This window comes from Mucilaginibacter sp. 21P, assembly GCF_019331605.1.
Taxonomy (GTDB): Bacteria; Bacteroidota; Bacteroidia; order Sphingobacteriales; family Sphingobacteriaceae; genus Mucilaginibacter; species Mucilaginibacter achroorhodeus.
The window spans coordinates 4,542,715-4,559,957 of record NZ_CP063061.1 but is presented as its reverse complement, the minus strand read 5'-3'; the positions used below and the strand labels follow the sequence as shown (position 1 = coordinate 4,559,957).

At 43.2% G+C, this 17,243-nt stretch carries 17 protein-coding genes; 11 read left to right on the top strand and 6 right to left on the bottom strand.

Features of this window, described 5'->3' with window-relative positions; translation table 11 throughout:
- Positions 1–16 precede the first annotated feature (16 nt).
- Positions 17–511 carry a hypothetical protein gene (locus INP83_RS20300; protein WP_146272768.1) on the bottom strand — a complete coding sequence of 165 codons (495 nt, stop codon included), beginning with the start codon at positions 509–511 and terminating at the stop codon, positions 17–19.
- Positions 512–695: 184 nt separating this feature from the next.
- On the opposite strand from INP83_RS20300, the gene ggt reads away from it, so the two are divergent.
- The 4 genes from ggt to INP83_RS20280 all read left to right on the top strand — a co-directional run bounded on the left by ggt (position 696) and on the right by INP83_RS20280 (position 4,530).
- Positions 696–2,381: a gamma-glutamyltransferase gene (gene ggt, locus INP83_RS20295; protein WP_219125699.1), complete on the top strand. Its 1,686-nt coding sequence runs from the start codon at positions 696–698 to the stop codon at positions 2,379–2,381.
- Between the two features lie 142 nt (positions 2,382–2,523).
- The gene (locus tag INP83_RS20290; RefSeq protein ID WP_146272772.1) at positions 2,524–2,964 is read left to right on the top strand and encodes a MarR family winged helix-turn-helix transcriptional regulator; all 441 of its coding nucleotides are present in this window, start codon (positions 2,524–2,526) and stop codon (positions 2,962–2,964) included.
- Positions 2,965–3,052: 88 nt separating this feature from the next.
- The gene (locus INP83_RS20285) at positions 3,053–3,559 is read left to right on the top strand and encodes an FKBP-type peptidyl-prolyl cis-trans isomerase (RefSeq protein ID WP_146272774.1); all 507 of its coding nucleotides are present in this window, start codon (positions 3,053–3,055) and stop codon (positions 3,557–3,559) included.
- Positions 3,560–3,564: 5 nt separating this feature from the next.
- Positions 3,565–4,530, top strand: coding sequence for an FKBP-type peptidyl-prolyl cis-trans isomerase (locus INP83_RS20280; RefSeq protein WP_219125698.1), 966 nt, complete (start codon positions 3,565–3,567; stop codon positions 4,528–4,530).
- Here INP83_RS20280 and INP83_RS20275 read toward each other — a convergent pair whose 3' ends face one another.
- Entirely contained in the window at positions 4,531–5,844 is a 1,314-nt protein-coding gene (locus INP83_RS20275; protein WP_219125697.1) for a deoxyribodipyrimidine photo-lyase, read from the bottom strand. It abuts the gene before it with no gap.
- Positions 5,837–6,745 (bottom strand): TIGR01777 family oxidoreductase, encoded by a 909-nt coding sequence (locus INP83_RS20270; protein WP_219125696.1) that lies wholly within the window; start codon positions 6,743–6,745, stop codon positions 5,837–5,839. Before INP83_RS20270 ends, INP83_RS20275 begins: the two co-directional genes overlap by 8 nt.
- Positions 6,746–6,914: 169 nt before the next feature.
- Between INP83_RS20270 and INP83_RS20265 the strand changes: the two genes are divergently transcribed.
- The gene (locus tag INP83_RS20265; protein ID WP_146272781.1) at positions 6,915–7,136 is read left to right on the top strand and encodes a hypothetical protein; all 222 of its coding nucleotides are present in this window, start codon (positions 6,915–6,917) and stop codon (positions 7,134–7,136) included.
- 57 nt (positions 7,137–7,193) lie between these two features.
- On the opposite strand, the gene INP83_RS20260 is transcribed toward INP83_RS20265, so the two are convergent.
- From INP83_RS20260 to INP83_RS20250, 3 genes are all read right to left on the bottom strand, one after another.
- Positions 7,194–8,522, bottom strand: coding sequence for an AarF/ABC1/UbiB kinase family protein (locus tag INP83_RS20260; protein ID WP_219125695.1), 1,329 nt, complete (start codon positions 8,520–8,522; stop codon positions 7,194–7,196).
- Between the two features lie 174 nt (positions 8,523–8,696).
- On the bottom strand, positions 8,697–9,371 hold the full coding sequence (locus INP83_RS20255; protein ID WP_219125694.1) for an HAD family phosphatase: 675 nt from the start codon (positions 9,369–9,371) through the stop codon (positions 8,697–8,699).
- Between the two features lie 254 nt (positions 9,372–9,625).
- Positions 9,626–10,276, bottom strand: coding sequence for a TetR family transcriptional regulator C-terminal domain-containing protein (locus tag INP83_RS20250; protein WP_219125693.1), 651 nt, complete (start codon positions 10,274–10,276; stop codon positions 9,626–9,628).
- A gap of 220 nt (positions 10,277–10,496) precedes the next feature.
- On the opposite strand from INP83_RS20250, the gene INP83_RS20245 reads away from it, so the two are divergent.
- The 6 genes from INP83_RS20245 (at position 10,497) to INP83_RS20220 (ending at position 17,231) form a co-directional block, all read left to right on the top strand.
- Positions 10,497–10,637 carry a DUF2256 domain-containing protein gene (locus INP83_RS20245; protein ID WP_146272789.1) on the top strand — a complete coding sequence of 47 codons (141 nt, stop codon included), beginning with the start codon at positions 10,497–10,499 and terminating at the stop codon, positions 10,635–10,637.
- 47 nt (positions 10,638–10,684) lie between these two features.
- On the top strand, positions 10,685–11,962 hold the full coding sequence (locus INP83_RS20240) for a DASH family cryptochrome (RefSeq protein WP_146272791.1): 1,278 nt from the start codon (positions 10,685–10,687) through the stop codon (positions 11,960–11,962).
- Between the two features lie 149 nt (positions 11,963–12,111).
- Positions 12,112–14,919, top strand: coding sequence for a 2-oxoglutarate dehydrogenase E1 component (locus INP83_RS20235; protein WP_219125692.1), 2,808 nt, complete (start codon positions 12,112–12,114; stop codon positions 14,917–14,919).
- Positions 14,920–15,031: 112 nt separating this feature from the next.
- A complete protein-coding gene (odhB, locus tag INP83_RS20230; protein WP_219125691.1) occupies positions 15,032–16,624 on the top strand; it encodes a 2-oxoglutarate dehydrogenase complex dihydrolipoyllysine-residue succinyltransferase in 1,593 nt (530 codons plus the stop codon).
- A 75-nt stretch (positions 16,625–16,699) separates the two neighbouring features.
- Positions 16,700–16,873 carry a hypothetical protein gene (locus INP83_RS20225; protein ID WP_186458794.1) on the top strand — a complete coding sequence of 58 codons (174 nt, stop codon included), beginning with the start codon at positions 16,700–16,702 and terminating at the stop codon, positions 16,871–16,873.
- Entirely contained in the window at positions 16,860–17,231 is a 372-nt protein-coding gene (locus INP83_RS20220) for a type II toxin-antitoxin system VapC family toxin (RefSeq protein WP_219125690.1), read from the top strand. Before INP83_RS20225 ends, INP83_RS20220 begins: the two co-directional genes overlap by 14 nt.
- The last annotated feature ends 12 nt before the right edge of the window (positions 17,232–17,243 follow it).

Here is a 17,243-nt window from a genome sequence, read left to right as displayed (position 1 = left end):
TGTTAAAATAGCTTTTTTAGAAAGTATATTTAACGCCAAGCCCGGGTGCTACATCAAAGAATGGCCCGGTAGCTAATTCTACACGTGGATTAAGATCAAGGCTGATAGCTATCGGTGCTTGTTCAATCTTATACTCCAAGCCCAGTACACCGTCTGCGCCTAACAGGATATGGCTATCGTTATATACTTGGTCATCACCGCCAAAACGTTTGTAAACGCCGCTGCCCACGCTGCCCAGGTGCGCACCAAAGCCGTAGTAGAATTTTAAACCTGCCGTGTTAAAAGCCTGTTGGTGCAATTCATACAAGCCGGAGAACACAACGCCATGGCTGCGTATACCAATAACGCCTTCAATTGCTGTACCCTCATTCAAAAAATATTTTACAGAAGGCCCGTTCTCATAGCCGCCAAATTTTAGGCCGACAGCAGTTTTATAATCCTGGGCTTTTACGGAACTTGTAATCAGCACAAATGAGCAAAGTGCTATTAAGGAAAGTAAGATCTTTTTCATATTAAGATGCAAGTAGTGATTAGTTTATATATCACCTCATAACGGCTAAAAGCTTTATTTATGCTAATTTGGAATGCAAAACTTCTGTCGCTGTACTTATACCGCTGAGAATAAAGCTTAAAAAATGAAAAAAGCCATGGGCTTTAAAGCTACAATAACATAAATTGCCCAAAAGCTATCAAAGATGAATTTGAGAAATACAATAGCATATATAAGTCTACTTTTGATAGGCACAACAGGTGCCGCACTGGCGCAACCATCTATAACATCTTATAAAAATGGCGTTGTGGTTTGTGCTTATCCCGATGCATCAAAAGCTGGGGTGGAGATACTGAAAAAAGGCGGTAATGCGGTTGACGCAGCTGTGGCTGTGCAGTTTGCTTTGACTGTAACACACCCGCAGGCGGGCAACATCGGCGGTGGTGGCTTTATGGTCTATCGTTCTGGTAAAGGTGAGATCAATACGCTTGATTTTAGGGAAATGGCGCCTGCAAAAGCTACGGAGAAAATGTACCAGGATGCTAACGGCAACATCATACCCGATCTGAGTTTGTACACGCACAAAGCATCTGGGGTGCCGGGTTCTGTAGACGGTTTATACGAGGCGCATAAAAAATATGGTAAGCTTAAATGGGCCGATCTGGTGCAACCCGCAGTAGAGCTTGCCTTAAAGGGTTTTCCAATCACCAAAAGATTAGCATCAGACCTAAACCGTGCTGCGGATGAATTTACTAAGCTTAATCCCGGCAAAAGCTATTTGATCAAGCAAGGCGGTTGGCAACAGGGCGATATTTTGGTTCAGGCGGATCTGGGGCGTACACTGGAACAAATAAGGGACAGAGGGCGTGCCGGCTTTTATGAAGGTAAAACTGCCGATCTGATCATCACAGAAATGCAAAAAGGTGCGGGACTTTTTACCAGGAATGATCTAAAAAATTATCATTCGGTTTGGCGCGAACCTGTAACAAGCAATTACAAACAATATCGGGTTATTACTATGCCGCCGCCATCAAGCGGAGGGATAGCTTTGGTGCAGTTGCTTCATTCGGTAGAAAAATACCCGCTACGCAGGTGGGGTTTTAACGCTGATAGTACCGTTAGGTTGATAGTGGAGGCCGAGAGGCGTGTTTATGCCGACCGGTCTAAATACCTGGGCGACCCCGATTTTTATAAAGTGCCCGTGGATAGCCTTATCAACCCCAGATACATTGACGCAAGGATGAAGAATTTTAGCTGGGATGCTGCCACGCCAAGCACGGCCATACAGCCGGGTAGTTTTATAGGTTACGAGAGCGACCAAACTACACATTACTCTATTGTTGATAAGGATGGTAACGCCGTATCAATCACTACAACGCTTAACGATACTTTTGGCTCGCACATTTTTGTTGCCGGTGCCGGCTTTTTGCTGAACAATGAAATGGACGACTTTAGCTCTAAACCCGGTGTGCCTAACATGTATGGGTTAATAGGCGGCAAGGCTAATAGTATACAGCCCGGCAAGCGCATGTTATCAAGCATGACACCTACCATTGTAGAAAAAAACGGTAAATTATTTATGGTTGTAGGCACACCAGGCGGCTCTACTATCATCACGTCAGTTTTCCAGACTATATTGAATATACTTGAGTTTAACCAGACCATGCAGCAGGCGGTTTCATCAAAACGTTTCCATCACCAGTGGTTCCCTGATGATGTGCAGTCAGAGGATGGTGCATTCACCGAAGCGACAAAAGCAAAGCTGCAGGAAAAAGGATACAAGCTTAGCCGCCGTGGTGCTATAGGCAGGGTTGACGCTATATTGGTTACCCCGCACGGATACGAGGGTGGCGCCGATCCGCGAGGGGATGATACAACGGTTGGGTATTGAGGGTAAAGTGAAAATTCAAAAGTAAAAATTCAAAATAGTGTTGCTTAGGTGAATGCAGTGGGGTTTGATTATTTTACTATTCACCATTAACTAATATCTATGAACTACATAGTATTCATTTAAAATATTAAGTTTGTGCCCTATGCGAAGCAATGTAAAACAGCAGGAAACTATTGACTATTTCCTGAAAATAGTTTGGCAAACCGTTGCTAACCGGTATAACCAAACAGTTACCGAGTTTGGTTTTACGCAATCTATAGGTTACCTGCTCATTAATATTGATGAGGAGGGTACCACTGTTTCGCAAGCTGCAGCATTGCTGGGCTTAAAATCAACCAGTTTATCACGCATGCTTAACCAGTTAGAACAAGCCGGCCTAATTTACCGGGCTTCTAACCAGGGCGATAAACGTTCGGTTAAAATTTACCTTACAGACCTGGGTAAAGAAAAAAGGCAGATAGCAAAAAACGTTGTCAAGCAATTTAATAATTATCTTAATGCGCATATCAGCGAGGCCGACCGGGCATATCTGACCGAAATGCTGAGGAAAATAAACCAGCTTACCCTTAATTACAAACCCTGATATTGCGGCAGCATCCCTCAAGAGTGTTAAAAAGTGTTAACCTGCATTTTTTGCGATATAAAACGATAACTTTGTCGTTATAAATTACATGAATAGGGCGCTGTTGATATTGTTGCTGTTTGCCGCTTGTTTTGCATCATGCAAAAAAGGTTTTGATGCTGTTGCAGAAGAAAGATCGCAGGCTGTAATAGATGATGGTATCATACAGGATTACATTAACAGCAATAACTTACGCAGCCAGGTAGTACAGGTAGACAGCATTGACGTGCCAACGGGTATATATTGTATAGTATCGGCACCCGGCACTGGTAATGACTTGTATACCAACTCAACCCGCATAACAGTAAATTATACCGCCAAGATCTTAACAACCGGTAAGATATTTGGCCAAAGCAATAATTTTAAACCCACTTTTGCCTTAGGTGAAACACTGAGGGCGTGGAAGCTATCCATCCCGCTAATTAAAAAGGGTGGTAAAATACGTATCCTCTCGCCCTCGCGTTATGCTTACGGCCCATATGCCCAGGATAGCCTTGGACTGCCGAAGAATTCGGTATGCGATTTTGAGGTTGAACTTTTAGATGTAACGAACTGATTTTAATGAAACAAAGAATTTTTACCTTTTTAGTACTTGCCCTTGCTGGTTTAACCGCGTGTAAAAAGAATGATAATAATCTGCCTGATATACAGCAGTATGATGACCAGCAAATACAAGCTTATATATCTGCCAATGCATTAACCGGGTTTACCAAAGACGAGACGCTGATAGGCGATGGTGCAACGGGTTTATATTACAAATTAATTAGCCCCACTACGCCGGGCACCGGCCCCGATTCGCTAAAATACCAAGACCAGGTGTCTGTTGTTTATACCTTAAAATCGATGGATGGCAAGTATGTAAGTACTGATACAATAGCCAACCATTACAACGGTTTTTTGGGCTACATGACAAGCGTGAATACTACTACGGGATTTTATTTTCCCGTGGGTGCGCAGTTAGCTGTTCATAACCTTTTAAAGTATCCGGGGGCTAACATTCAGGTTCTTATACCCTCGCGCCTTGCTTATGGCGTACGCGGATTTGGCGTAGGAAGTATTACAGCAAGCGGCCGTATAGCAGGTAATCAAAGCCTTGACATGTATGTGCATGTAATAAAAGATCAGGCTGCTTATGATGACCAAGTGATAAAAAATTATTTTACAGCAAATAATTTAACCGGCTACACAAAAGACCCGTTAGGTTTCTATTACAAAGTTGTTACCCAGGGTTCAGGTTCTGTTGGGGAGATCACGCAATACTCTAACGTTAGCGCAACTTACGTTGGAAGTTTATTGAACGGTACCAACTTTGATCAGTCATCCCAAACTACCGCTACAACATTAACACCTTATAGCTTAATTGATGGATTCAAAACCGCTATACTTAAGTATGGAAGCACAGGCACATCTTTGTCTCTGTTTATCCCCTCTGCATTAGGTTACGGTACAGCTCAGCAAAGTGCAGGTATACCTGCTAACTCAGTACTACACTTTGAAGTGCAGATAGCATCGGTTACACAACCATAATTATTTACTTAGCGCAGCTTTAAATGCCTTTAGGCAGCGTTCGCGTGCAAAAGTATGATCTACAATGGGTTTTGGATATTTGCTGAAGTCGGCATATTCCGGAACCCATTTTTTTATGTACTCCATTTTAGGATCAAATTTTTTAGCCTGGCTTTCCGGGTTAAATATCCTAAAATACGGTGCAGCGTCGGTACCGCTGCCTGCAGCCCATTGCCAGCCACCAACGTTACTGGCCATTTCATAATCCAGCAGTTTGCTGGCAAAATAGCGTTCGCCCCAGCGCCAGTCAATCAGTAGATCTTTGCTTAAAAAACTTGCCGTAACCATGCGCACGCGGTTATGCATGTAGCCAGTGGCATTAAGCTGGCGCATACCGGCATCAACCAATGGGTATCCGGTTTTGCCTTCGCACCAGGCCTTAAATTGCTTTTCGTCGTTTTCCCAGCGGATGCGGTCATATTCAGGCCTAAAGGCATGGTTCATCGTTTGAGGAAAATGATAAAGTATCATGGAGTAAAACTCCCGCCATATCAGCTCATTCAACCAGGTTTTGTCGTGCGCCTTATTGGCATCAGTAGCACACTGGCGTATGCTCACGGAACCAAAGCGCAAGTGCATCCCCACGCGCGATGTAGCTTGCAATGCCGGAAAATCGCGCTTTTTGCCATAATCTGCAATTGCATCCTTGTAGTTCTTATCAGGAAAAATTTGGTTGCTTTTTTCGAAGCCCATCTTTTTAAGTGTGGGCATGGCAGGCGCTTTAAACTTGTAAAGGTTGTGTAAGTATTTTGTTGTGGGGTAAGCTTTAAGGTAAAAAGGCTTAAGTTTTTGCGTCCATTTGTTTTTATAAGGCGTAAAAACCGTGTAAGGTTTACCATCATCTTTGGTTACCTCTTCCTTTTCAAATATAACCTGGTCTTTAAAAGTCTTAAATTCAATGTCGTGTTTCTTAAACAGCTTTTCTATTTCGGCATCACGCTCACTGGCATAAGGCTCATAATCATGATTAGTATAAACAGCTTTGATGTTATACTCGGAGATCAGCTCTTTCCAGGCATAGTCGGGCTTGTCATAAACTGCCAGCAGGCTGCTTTGATGTTTATGAAGCTCTTTGTTTAAGTCCTCAAGTGTTTCAACTATAAAAGTTACACGGGCATCATCTTTTTCTTCCAGATCATCAAGTATTTCGCGGTCGAAAATAAACAGGGGCAAAACAGGGTTTTCGCCCTTTAAGGCATGGTATAGGCCGGCGTTATCATCTATTCGCAGATCGCGACGAAACCAAAATATGCTTATTGGCTGTTTTTTATCCATAAATTTCTTTTAAAGCCGATTCTACATCGGGGTATCGGAACGTAAAACCATTGTCTTGGATCTTTTGGGCTGAGGCGCGCGTGCTTCCCAATACCAGCGAAGCCATTTCGCCAAACAATAATTTTATTAAAAACGCCGGCACATTTGGCGCCCAAAGGGGTTTCTCCAATTGTTTAGCTACCGCCTTTGTAAGCGCTTTGTTAGTTACCGGATTTGGCGCAACCATATTAAAAGCTCCGGCCAGTTCAGTACTTTCTAAAGCATAAAGGTACATATCGGTAACGTCCTGCGGGTGTATCCACGGCACCCATTGTTTACCATTACCCAATGGCGAACCCACATATAACTTTACAGGAGTTGCCAGTTTTGGTAGTGCACCACCTTCTTGCGTTAAAACAACGCCGGTGCGATATTTAACTATCCGCAGACCAAATTCTACGCCTTCATCTACAGCCTTCTCCCACTCCACGCAACAGTTACCAACAAAATCGTTTGCAGGCAGGTCGCTTTCTTCAAGTAGTTTATCGCCGCTATCGCCATAATAATTGATACCCGACGCAGAGATAACAGTTTTTACCTGATGAGATTTTTTCCTCATCAGATCATAGATGAGTCTGATAGACTTTGTGCGGCTATCAACGATTTCTTTTTTTCGTTCATCAGTCCAGGGTTTATCAGCTATGCCGGCACCTGCCAGGTGAATAATGGTATCTATTCCGGTAATGCAATCGGGATCTATTTCTTGTTTATCAACGTCCCAGGTATAAGTCTTAACTTTTGGGTTGTCACCCGCTTTCCTCGATAGCAGGCTTACCTTGCACCCTTTCTCCAACAAAGCGTTAGTTAAATGCTTACCAATTAACCCGGTACCGCCCGTTATCAGTATGTTCTTATTATCCATTTAGATCTGCTAAAAGTATTGTTTAAATATTATGATTTTGAGAACAGGCAGCTTACAATCTTGTTTTATGACAGATACAACTGTTAGGGTTTCTATAACAACTATTTTACAAAACCAATGGCTGAGTTTAACCGTTTGTTAACATACCAATTGTAAAGGAGCCTTTGAGATGATGTTTACAACTACTTTTGAGATTTTCTTGATTGCCGCCTGTGCTGTTACAGTGCTGGCAATTGCCGGTTTTGCTGTATTTTGCCGTAACAGGGCAAAGTCTTTTGCACACACCGGTCGCTTAACGGATGTACAGATCTGGGCAACCCGGTCTGATATCAGCTGGGTGTTTGCCGTATTACTTGGGTTAGCAGGTGCGGTGATGGCTGTTGCTAATTAAGTTAGAAAAAAGCTTGATCTAAAAAAAAGCAGGCAACGGCCTGTTTTTCTAAATGTTTTAAGCTGTTGCTTTCTCAACCTGTGGTTTGTAGGTATCTGTTTTAACAAATGCCTTAAGATCATGCAGGATATTGTAGAGCCCAAAGTTGGTACGGTTAACGTATATAAAATGTTTTACGCCACGCGCTTGTTTAAACTCCGGCATTTTTGAAATCTTTTCGCCAAAGCCAAATAGGTCGTCAAAAAACTTTTTATCACTAAAATCAAACGTACTGGTGATGTATGGTTTGGCAAACAGGCTTATCATTTGTTTAAACATATCATGATAAAACTCTACTTGCTGTGGGGTATCATTAGGTAAGATCATTTCCAGTTGCCTGAACGCTTTTATAGTTTCCTGCTTGTCTTTGAACAAGTCTGTTGATGTGAGCGAGAAGAACGGGTAATAAAAATCATCGGGCATTACTTTTATGCAACCAAAATCTATAACTCCTAATTTGTTATTTGTGGTGATCATAAAGTTACCCGGATGCGGGTCGGCGTGTACTGCCCGCAATTCGTGTTGCTGATAATTATAAAAGTCCCACAGGGCCTGACCGATTTTGTTACGCAACTCCTGCGACGGATCGGTAGCCAAAAACTCCTTCAGGTGCATGCCATCAAGCCAGTCCATGGTGATGATGCGTTTGCTGGATAGGTCAGGATAATAGTCCGGGAATACCACGTTATTTAAAACTTTGCAAGCGATAGAAAACTCGATAGAACGACGGATCTCAAGCTCATAATCAGTTTCTTCTAAAAGGCGTTCCTCTACCTCTTTCATGTAGATGTCCAGTTCCTTCTCGCTCATACCCAGCATGCGGAAGGCAAAGGGCTTAACCAGTTTAAGATCTGATGAGATAGAATCACCAACCCCGGGGTATTGTATTTTTACCGCAAGTTTTTTGCCGTTAAGCTCAGCCTGGTGTACCTGGCCTATTGAGGCTGCATTGGTAGAGTGGATATTGAATTTATCGTAGATCTGGTCCGGAGTTTTGCCAAAGTATTTTTTAAATGTTTGTACAATGAGCGGCCCGGATAAAGGCGGTGCATTGTATTGCGATTGACTGAACTTATTTACATAAGCTTGCGGCAGCAGGTTTTTATCCATGCTCAGCATTTGCGCAACTTTTAGTGCGCTACCCTTCAATTCGCTAAGGGATTGATAAATGTCTGTGGCGTTGTCCTCATTCAGTTCGGTACGATCCAGATTCGGATTAAATAATTTTTTGGAGTAATGCTTAATGTAGTTGCCGCCTATTTTAAAGCCGGTTTTTACAAACTTGGCACTACGCTCCACTTTACTGGTTGGTATACTGTTTTGCTCTTTAGCTTTTTCGTCGTTCATTTGTTAATATCCTCAAATATTTAATCACCCCATCATCTCCGCCAGTCCGCGGATCTACCGTCCGTTCTACATGAGCGTATGCAGGATGATATATTCCTTATTACCATCCTTGCTGCTTGTAACAGAAAGGGTGGTCCAGCGTAGCGTAGACCGGCTGAGCATCAAGGCTGAACTTTAATTAAATAAAGCTGCCAGCTTTTGCAGGTTTAATTCGCTGTAATTATCAAAAACTATATCTGCAAGCCCGCTTATCGCATCGGCTTTATGGCTTGTGGTAATACCAGCAACCTTCATGCCTGCGTTTTTACCCGCACGCAAACCTGCCAACGAATCTTCAAAAACTACACAAGCATGAGGATCAACATTCAATTGTAGAGCCGCTTTTAAAAATATTTGTGGCGACGGCTTGGGCTCATTGACCATGCCGCCGGTTACCAGCACATCAAAGTATTTACCAATAGCAACATCATGGAAGATAAAATCAATATCATTCTCATTTGATGACGTAGCCAGTGCGATCTTAATGCCTGCTTTTTTCAGCTCTGATAAAAAACTTTCAAGTCCGGTTAATGGCTGTAGAAATGGTTTAAAAGCTTCTTGGTATAGCTTCTGCTTTTCATCGGCCAGTTGTTTGGCAAATTCTTCATCTGCTTTGCTACCAAAGAACTGGTGTACTGTGTTGATGATAGGAACACCGCTTATCTGGTTGAGATAAGTTTCCTTTGTTAGTTCTGGCAAATTGTGCAGCTTAAATAATTGCTGCCACGCCCTAAAATGAAACGGTGTGTTATTTACAATTGTGCCATCCATATCAAATATGGCAGCACGGTAAGGTAAGCTGGTGCTCAAATGATTAGTATATTGTTAAACTATTTACTCACCCGGCTATCTCCGCCAGCCGCCGTATAGATTCCGCTTTCTTTGTTGCGCTTAAAAGTATTCTAAATATATATGTCATTCTGAGCGGGAGCAAAGAATCTGGTATTCGCTTTTCACGTTGGTGATAGATGCTTACCTAAGTTCAGCATGACAAATCTCTTCATAAGCCATCCCTCTTTGCGGAGTAGGGTGCGTAAGCACAAAGTGCCGCGGAATGAGTTAACTTAAAACCCCATTTTCTCCTTCAATCCACCATTCTTCGCCAGGAACTTACCGTATTCAAATAAGTTATCTATCGGCGAACGCTGAAACAAATCGAATGTTACGTTAATGCCTTTTTCAATAGCCTCATCGGTCTTCTCAAAACCTGCCGAATCGTCATTTATCCAAAAGTTGAGTACAAAGCCGAATTGAACCCATAGCGCATCCTTATACCGTTTACTAAAAAATTTACGGTCGCTGAGTTCAGCCGATTCCAAACCTTCGTTAAGAATACTAATGGCAAATTCTTCAAAAATTTCCTTCGCAGGCTCAAGCACCTTTGGGGTGCCAATGCTGCGCTGCTTTTTGATACTGTAAACAGCAAAACTCCTGTTGCCCTTAAGCAATTCAAAAAAGCTGTAGAAGAAAGACAAGGCCTTTTCGCGTGCACTGTACTGTGACCAGATCTCCTGGCCACGGATCTCGTTAAGCGTTTTCTGCATCAGGTCTGTCCATACGCTTTGTTCAACAGCGTCAAACGAGCCAAAGTAGCGGTAAAATTCTTCCTCGGCCATTTTATTCCTTTTTGCAAAAACGTAAACAGATTTAGGCTGCTGTCCTTCCGTTAATACGTAATCGATATAGGCTTTTTGGATGCTTTCTGTAGTTGCCATGTTTACTCTTGTTGATTATGTATAAAGGTAAGCATAAATCTTACCTACTGATTAATAACGGTGTAAAGGATGCTTTAGTTTTACAATAAGATAACAGTAGTGTTCAAGGCGACAAAAACGTAAAAAGTATTCATTCAACGTTATGCCGTCGGCTTTTGCCAATAGCACTAAAACACATTGCTGAGGCCTGTGTTAGCAAACAGACCAAAAAGCAATAGCCGTGGATTTTAAAGGCAATAAGCAGAATCTTCCTTCAAAAATTTGCCTTGTATGTAATAAACCATTTACCTGGCGAAAAAAGTGGGCAAAGTGTTGGGACGATGTCAAATATTGCAGCGAAAAGTGCAGGAGAAATAAATAATCGGCATCTTTGTAATCAATCTAAATAAGTTTAGATTAGTAGTTCATATGAGTGAAAAGACGATACTGGTTTGGTTTAGAAATGACCTGCGCATCCGCGATAATGAGATATTATCAGAAGCGGTACGCCGGGCTGATAACGTTTTGCCGGTATTTATCTTTGATCCTTTCTACTTTAAAACCGGTATAAACGGTGGCACTAAAACCGGTGCTTTCCGCACACGATTTTTGCTTGAAGCTGTTGCCGATCTGCGTAATAACCTGCGCGCAATGGGGGCAGAGTTACTTATCCGTACCGGCGACCCTGCTGAAGTGCTTGTTCAATTAGCCGAAGAATTTAACATCAGCGAGGTGTACCATCATCGCGAAGTTGCACCTGATGAAACATCCATATCTGAAAGGGTAGAGGAAGCGCTTTGGAAAAAGCAGCTTAACCTAAAGCACTTCATCGGCCATACCATGTATCACAAAGAAGACCTGCCTTTCCCTATAAAAGATATCCCCGATAGCTTTGTAACCTTTAAAAAAAAGGTGGAGCGAGATAGCACGGTAAGACCTGTAGTTACAACACCCGAGAAGATACTTGTACCGGAGACCATTGATCCCGGTGAATTGCCGACACTCGAAGAATTAGGCATCGTGCAGCCTGTAGACGATCCGCGTGCCGGTGAAAAAATAACCGGTGGGGAAACTGAGGCGCTTAAACGTTTGCGCCAGTATTTATCAAATGCTTCTATAATAAATCAGCCCAACTCATCCGGCCTTGGGCCCTGGCTTGCTGTTGGCTGCATCTCGCCCCGCCAGGTTTATTGGGAAGTGCTTAATCATCAAAAAGAGAACAACCTGCAAAATGCTGATCCGCTGATGCTGGAACTGCTTTGGCGGGATTATTTCCGCTTTATGTTTAAAAAGCACGGTCAGCAGTTTTTCAGATCAGAAGGCTTTGGTAGTGCCCCTGATATTGCCGATAACCAGGATGAACTGTTTGAGAGATGGAAGAACGGCCAAACAGGTGAGCCTTACATTGATGCTGCCATGCATCAGTTAAACGCCACCGGGTACCTCAGTAATTATGCACGGCAGGCAGTAGCAGCATATCTTATAAAAGACCTGCAGGTTGACTGGACAAAGGGAGCGCTCTATTTTGAGGAAACACTGATAGATTATTCGCCGGCCAGCAATTGGGGCAATTGGGCTTTTATGGCAGGGGTGGGTAACGATACCAAGAGCAACCGTTTTTTTAACGCTGCAAAATCGGCGCAGTCTGACGATGACTACATTAGTACCTGGGCACCCGCTGCCGACGGTATTTCCACCTCAGTTTAAAGCTGCCGGTTTAAATATTTACAGCCTGCCTAAACCTTTAAATATTTCTTTTATCAAACTATAGTTATGGCTAAAAAGTTATAACATATAAATATGGCATATTGTACTATTATGCTTAGTTTTGCAACGTCTTACAACATAGCTATCTCATGGATCGCCTAAATTATATAAACAGCGGCAACGCTGACCACATCAACTCATTATACGAAGCCTACAAACAAGACCCTGAATCAGTAGACTATAGCTGGCAAAAATTCTTCGAAGGATTTCAGTTTGGGCAGGATAATGCTGTTGTTGGCGGTGCGGCCGGAGCCGAAACTCCGGAGCATTTTCAAAAAGAAATTAACGTTCTAAATATGATAAATGGCTACCGTTCACGCGGCCATTTATTCTCTAAAACCAACCCTGTACGCGAGCGTCGCAAATACTTTCCCGGCAAAGAGCTTGAAACCTTTGGTTTAAGCGAAGCCGATATGGATACCGTATTTAACGCTGGTGTTGAAGTTGGCTTAGGCCCCGCCAAACTGCGCGATATCCGCGAATTGCTTGAGCAAACCTATTGCCAGGCCATTGGTGCAGAGTATACTTACATCCGCAATCCGATAAAACTAAAATGGTTTGAGGACAGGATGGAGAAAAAACGCAACACGCCAAATTTCTCTGTAGATGAGAAAAAAGCAATGCTTTCAAAATTGAACGAAGCGGTTGTGTTCGAGAACTTTTTAGGTACCAAATTTTTGGGCCAGAAGCGTTTCTCATTAGAAGGTGCCGAGGCACTGATCCCAGCGCTGGATTCAGTTGTCAGGAAAGGCTCTGAGCTGGGTATCGAGGAGTTTATCATCGGTATGGCTCACCGCGGCCGTTTAAACGTGCTGACAAATATCATGGAGAAAACCTATAAAGAGGTATTCTCTGAGTTTGAAGGGAAAAATTACGATTCATCACAATCATTTGGTGGTGATGTTAAATACCACTTAGGTTATTCTACGGATGTGGAAACCAAGCAAGGCAAAAAGGTTCACTTAAGCCTTTGCCCTAACCCTTCGCACCTGGAGGCAGTAGACCCGGTTGTTGAAGGTATCACCCGCTCAAAAATTGATTTTAAGTACAACGGTGACCATTCTAAGATTGCGCCGATATTGATACATGGCGACGCCTCCGTTGCCGGACAAGGCATTGTTTACGAGGTATTGCAAATGGAAAAACTGGATGGTTACAGCACAGGCGGTACCATTCACCTGGTTATTAATAACCAGATAGGTTTCACTACGAACTATAAAGATGCCCGTTCAAGTACATACTGTACCGATGTTGCAAAAACAGTATTATCACCGGTTTTCCACGTAAATGGTGATGATGTTGAGGCATTGGCTTACGTAGTTAACCTGGCGATGGAATACCGCCAGGTGTTTAACGAGGATGTGTTTATCGACATCTTGTGTTACCGCCGTTATGGCCACAACGAGGCTGATGAACCTAAATTCACCCAGCCGGTATTATACAAAGCTATTGAGGCACACCCTAATCCGTTGCAGATCTACAGCAAAAAGCTTGTTGCAGATAAAACGGTTGATGAAGGTTACGTAAAAACACTGGAGAAAAACTTCCGTGCCGAGTTACAGCAAATGCTTGATGAGGCAAAAGCAGCAGACAGGTTTACTGATACCATCCCGATGTTTGAAGGCGCATGGAAAGGTTTGCACCTGGCTAACCACAGCGAGTTCATCAGCACGCCGGATACATCTGTAAGTGAAGAAGTGATCAGCGAAATTGGTAATACGCTTACTACCTTGCCTAAAGATAAGGTGTTCTTCAAAAAAATAGAGAAATTGTTTGAAGACCGCCAGGCTATGGTTAACAAAACCAAAGTGTTTGACTGGGCTATGGGCGAGCAATTAGCTTACGGTACCTTATTAAAAGAAGGTTTCCCGGTTAGGTTAAGTGGAGAGGACGTTAAACGCGGTACTTTCTCGCATCGCCACGCTGTGTTAACGCTTGCTGATTCTGAAGACGAATACACGCCGCTTGAGAACATCAATAATGAAGCTAAATTAAGCATCTATAACTCATTATTATCTGAGTACGGTGTGCTTGGTTTTGAATATGGATATGCTTTAGCCAACCCTAACGCCCTAACCATTTGGGAAGCGCAATTTGGCGATTTCTTTAACGGCGCGCAGATCATCGTTGACCAATACATTGCAAGCGCAGAAACTAAATGGCAACGCGGTAATGGTTTGGTAATGTTATTGCCACACGGATACGAAGGCCAGGGCCCGGAGCACTCATCAGCACGTGTTGAGCGTTTCTTAGAGCTTTGTGCCGATGATAATATACAGGTTGCCAATTGTACCACACCTGCAAACTTCTTCCATATTTTAAGAAGGCAGATGCACCGCAGTTTCCGCAAGCCGTTGATCATCTTTACACCAAAAAGCTTACTGCGCAGCCCTAATTGTATGTCGCCGCTTGAGGAGTTTACCAATGGCAAATTCCACGAGTTGATCGATGACAGTTATGTTGATATCAAGAAGGTTAAACGCGTATTGTTATGTACCGGTAAGGTTTATTACGACCTGTTAGAAAAACAACAGACTGATAAACGTAAAGACGTTGCCATTGTACGCGTAGAGCAATTGTACCCTACGCCGGTTCAGCAGATATTGAAGGTTAAAGCTAAATACGAAAACGCTACCGAATTTATCTGGGTACAGGAAGAACCGGAGAACATGGGTGCATGGCCATACATTTGCCGTAAGTTCCATGATGATAAGTATCTTAACTTAAATGTTATCTCTCGCTTGGAAGGTAGCAGTACTGCAACCGGTTTCGCTAAGCAGCACGCTGCACAACAGGCGCACATCGTTTCAAAGGCATTTGAGGCACCTGCAGGCAAAAAGGTAAAAGAAAAGATCGAGAAAACCACTGAAAAAATGGCTAACGCCGGAGCAGATTGATCTTTGAGTGACGGTGAGTGGTGCCAGATCCCGGTAATAGAATTATCCGGCACCCCGCACCAAAATCCCGCTCTCAATTAAATAGAAAACTACAACTACTATCAATACTAATATGAGTTTAGAAATAAAAGTTCCGCCGGTAGGCGAATCCATTACCGAAGTAACCCTGGCATCCTGGAAAAAGAAGGATGGCGACCAAGTAGAAATGGACGAAGTGATTGCTGAATTAGAATCAGACAAAGCAACCTTTGAACTTACCGCAGAAAAGGCCGGAACTTTAAAAATTGCAGCTGCCGAAGGCGATACCTTAGCCATTGGTGCTGTTGTGGCTACCATTGAAGAAGGTGGTGCTGCAGCAAGCGCGCCGGCTGCTGACAGCGCACCTGCTACTACTGCCGACGGCAACAAACCAGCCACTGCAGATAGCCCGGAAAATCCTGCAAACGCTTACGCACCTGCACCACAGGCTGGCGGCGGTGAATCGTTAGAGATAAAAGTTCCGCCGGTTGGTGAGTCTATAACAGAGGTAACTTTATCACGCTGGATCAAAAAAGATGGCGAAGCCGTTGAAATGGACGAAGCCATTGCCGAACTGGAATCAGACAAAGCAACTTTTGAATTGACTGCAGAGAAAGCCGGTACTTTAAAAACTTTGGCTAATGAAGGAGACACCCTTGCCATTGGTGCCGTAGTTTGTAAAATTGAAGGTGCTGCCGCTGGTGCTGCGCCTGTACAGGTTACCCCATCGGTTGCTGATAAAGTGAATGAGTCTCCGCAAGCGGCTCCATCAAAAGGTACTACTTATGCATCAGGCACACCATCGCCTGCTGCTGCCAAAATATTAGCCGAGAAAGGTGTTGATCCTGCGTCCGTAAACGGATCAGGTGTTGATGGCCGTATCACTAAAGGTGATGCACTTGGCGCGCAGGTGGAAAGTCAAAAGTCAAAAGTTGAAAGTCAAAAACCGGCTGCTTCAACTCCTGCTGCTCCTCAAGCAACTGGTGCACGTACAGACCGCCGCGAAAAAATGTCTTCACTTCGTAAAACGGTTGCTAAGCGCTTGGTTGCCGTTAAAAACGAAACTGCGATGTTAACCACCTTTAACGAGGTTGATATGTCGCCTATTATGGAATTGCGCGGTAAATACAAAGATAAATTTAAAGAGAAACATGGCGTTGGCTTAGGCTTTATGTCGTTCTTCACTAAGGCAGTTACCGAAGCTTTGAAAGAGTGGCCTGCCGTTAACGCCCGTATTGAGGGTGAAGAGATCATTTACAGCAACTTTGCTGACGTTTCTATCGCCGTATCTGCACCTAAAGGTTTGGTCGTTCCGGTTATCCGCAATGCTGATAGCTTAAGCCTTGCCGAAATTGAGAAGGCCATTGTTGTTTTAGCAGGTAAAGCCCGCGAAAATAAACTGACCATCGACGAAATGACTGGCGGTACTTTCACCATCACCAATGGTGGTGTATTTGGTTCAATGATGTCGACTCCAATCATCAATGCACCACAATCTGCTATCCTTGGTATGCACAACATTGTTGAACGCCCGGTAGCCGTAAACGGACAAGTGGTTATCCGCCCGATGATGTACCTGGCCTTATCATACGATCACCGTATTATCGATGGCCGCGAATCGGTAAGCTTCCTGGTACGGGTTAAACAATTACTGGAAGACCCTGCAAGATTGTTATTAGGAGTTTAAGCTTTTACAATAGAATAAGCAGAGCCCGGCAAACGTCGGGCTTTGTTGTGTTATGCTTATTAATTATATTTGGATATGGGCAAGGTAATAGAGATAGACAAAAACACCACACGCAGCCAATTGGATAAAGAGTTGAACAAGCTTGCCACGAAAAAGGAAGCTATCGATCTTAAGAAGTACTTTGGGAAGGTGAAATTTGGCGAAGATGGTTTAGCTTATCAACTCAAGACCCGCAATGAGTGGCAATAACATCGTTTTAGACACATCTTTAATAATTAACTTATTCAATGGTGTTGAAGAAGTTCAAGATTTATTAAGCGGCAGAAGTCTTTTCGTTTCGGTCATATCAGAAATTGAGGTTTTAAGTTTTTCAGGATTGTCAGTAACTGATAAAGATCTGTTGCGCGACTTCCTATCTAAATGCCATATGGTTGACATTGAACCTGCTATTAAGGAGCTAACAATTGAAATCAGGGCGAAAACCAAGATAAAGCTTCCGGACGCAATAATTGCTGCTACTGCAATATATTACGATCTTCCTCTATTTACTATGGATAAAGGATTTAAAAGGCTCGATGATTTGCAAGCAGTAATTTTGTCTTTGTAATTGATAGCTGAC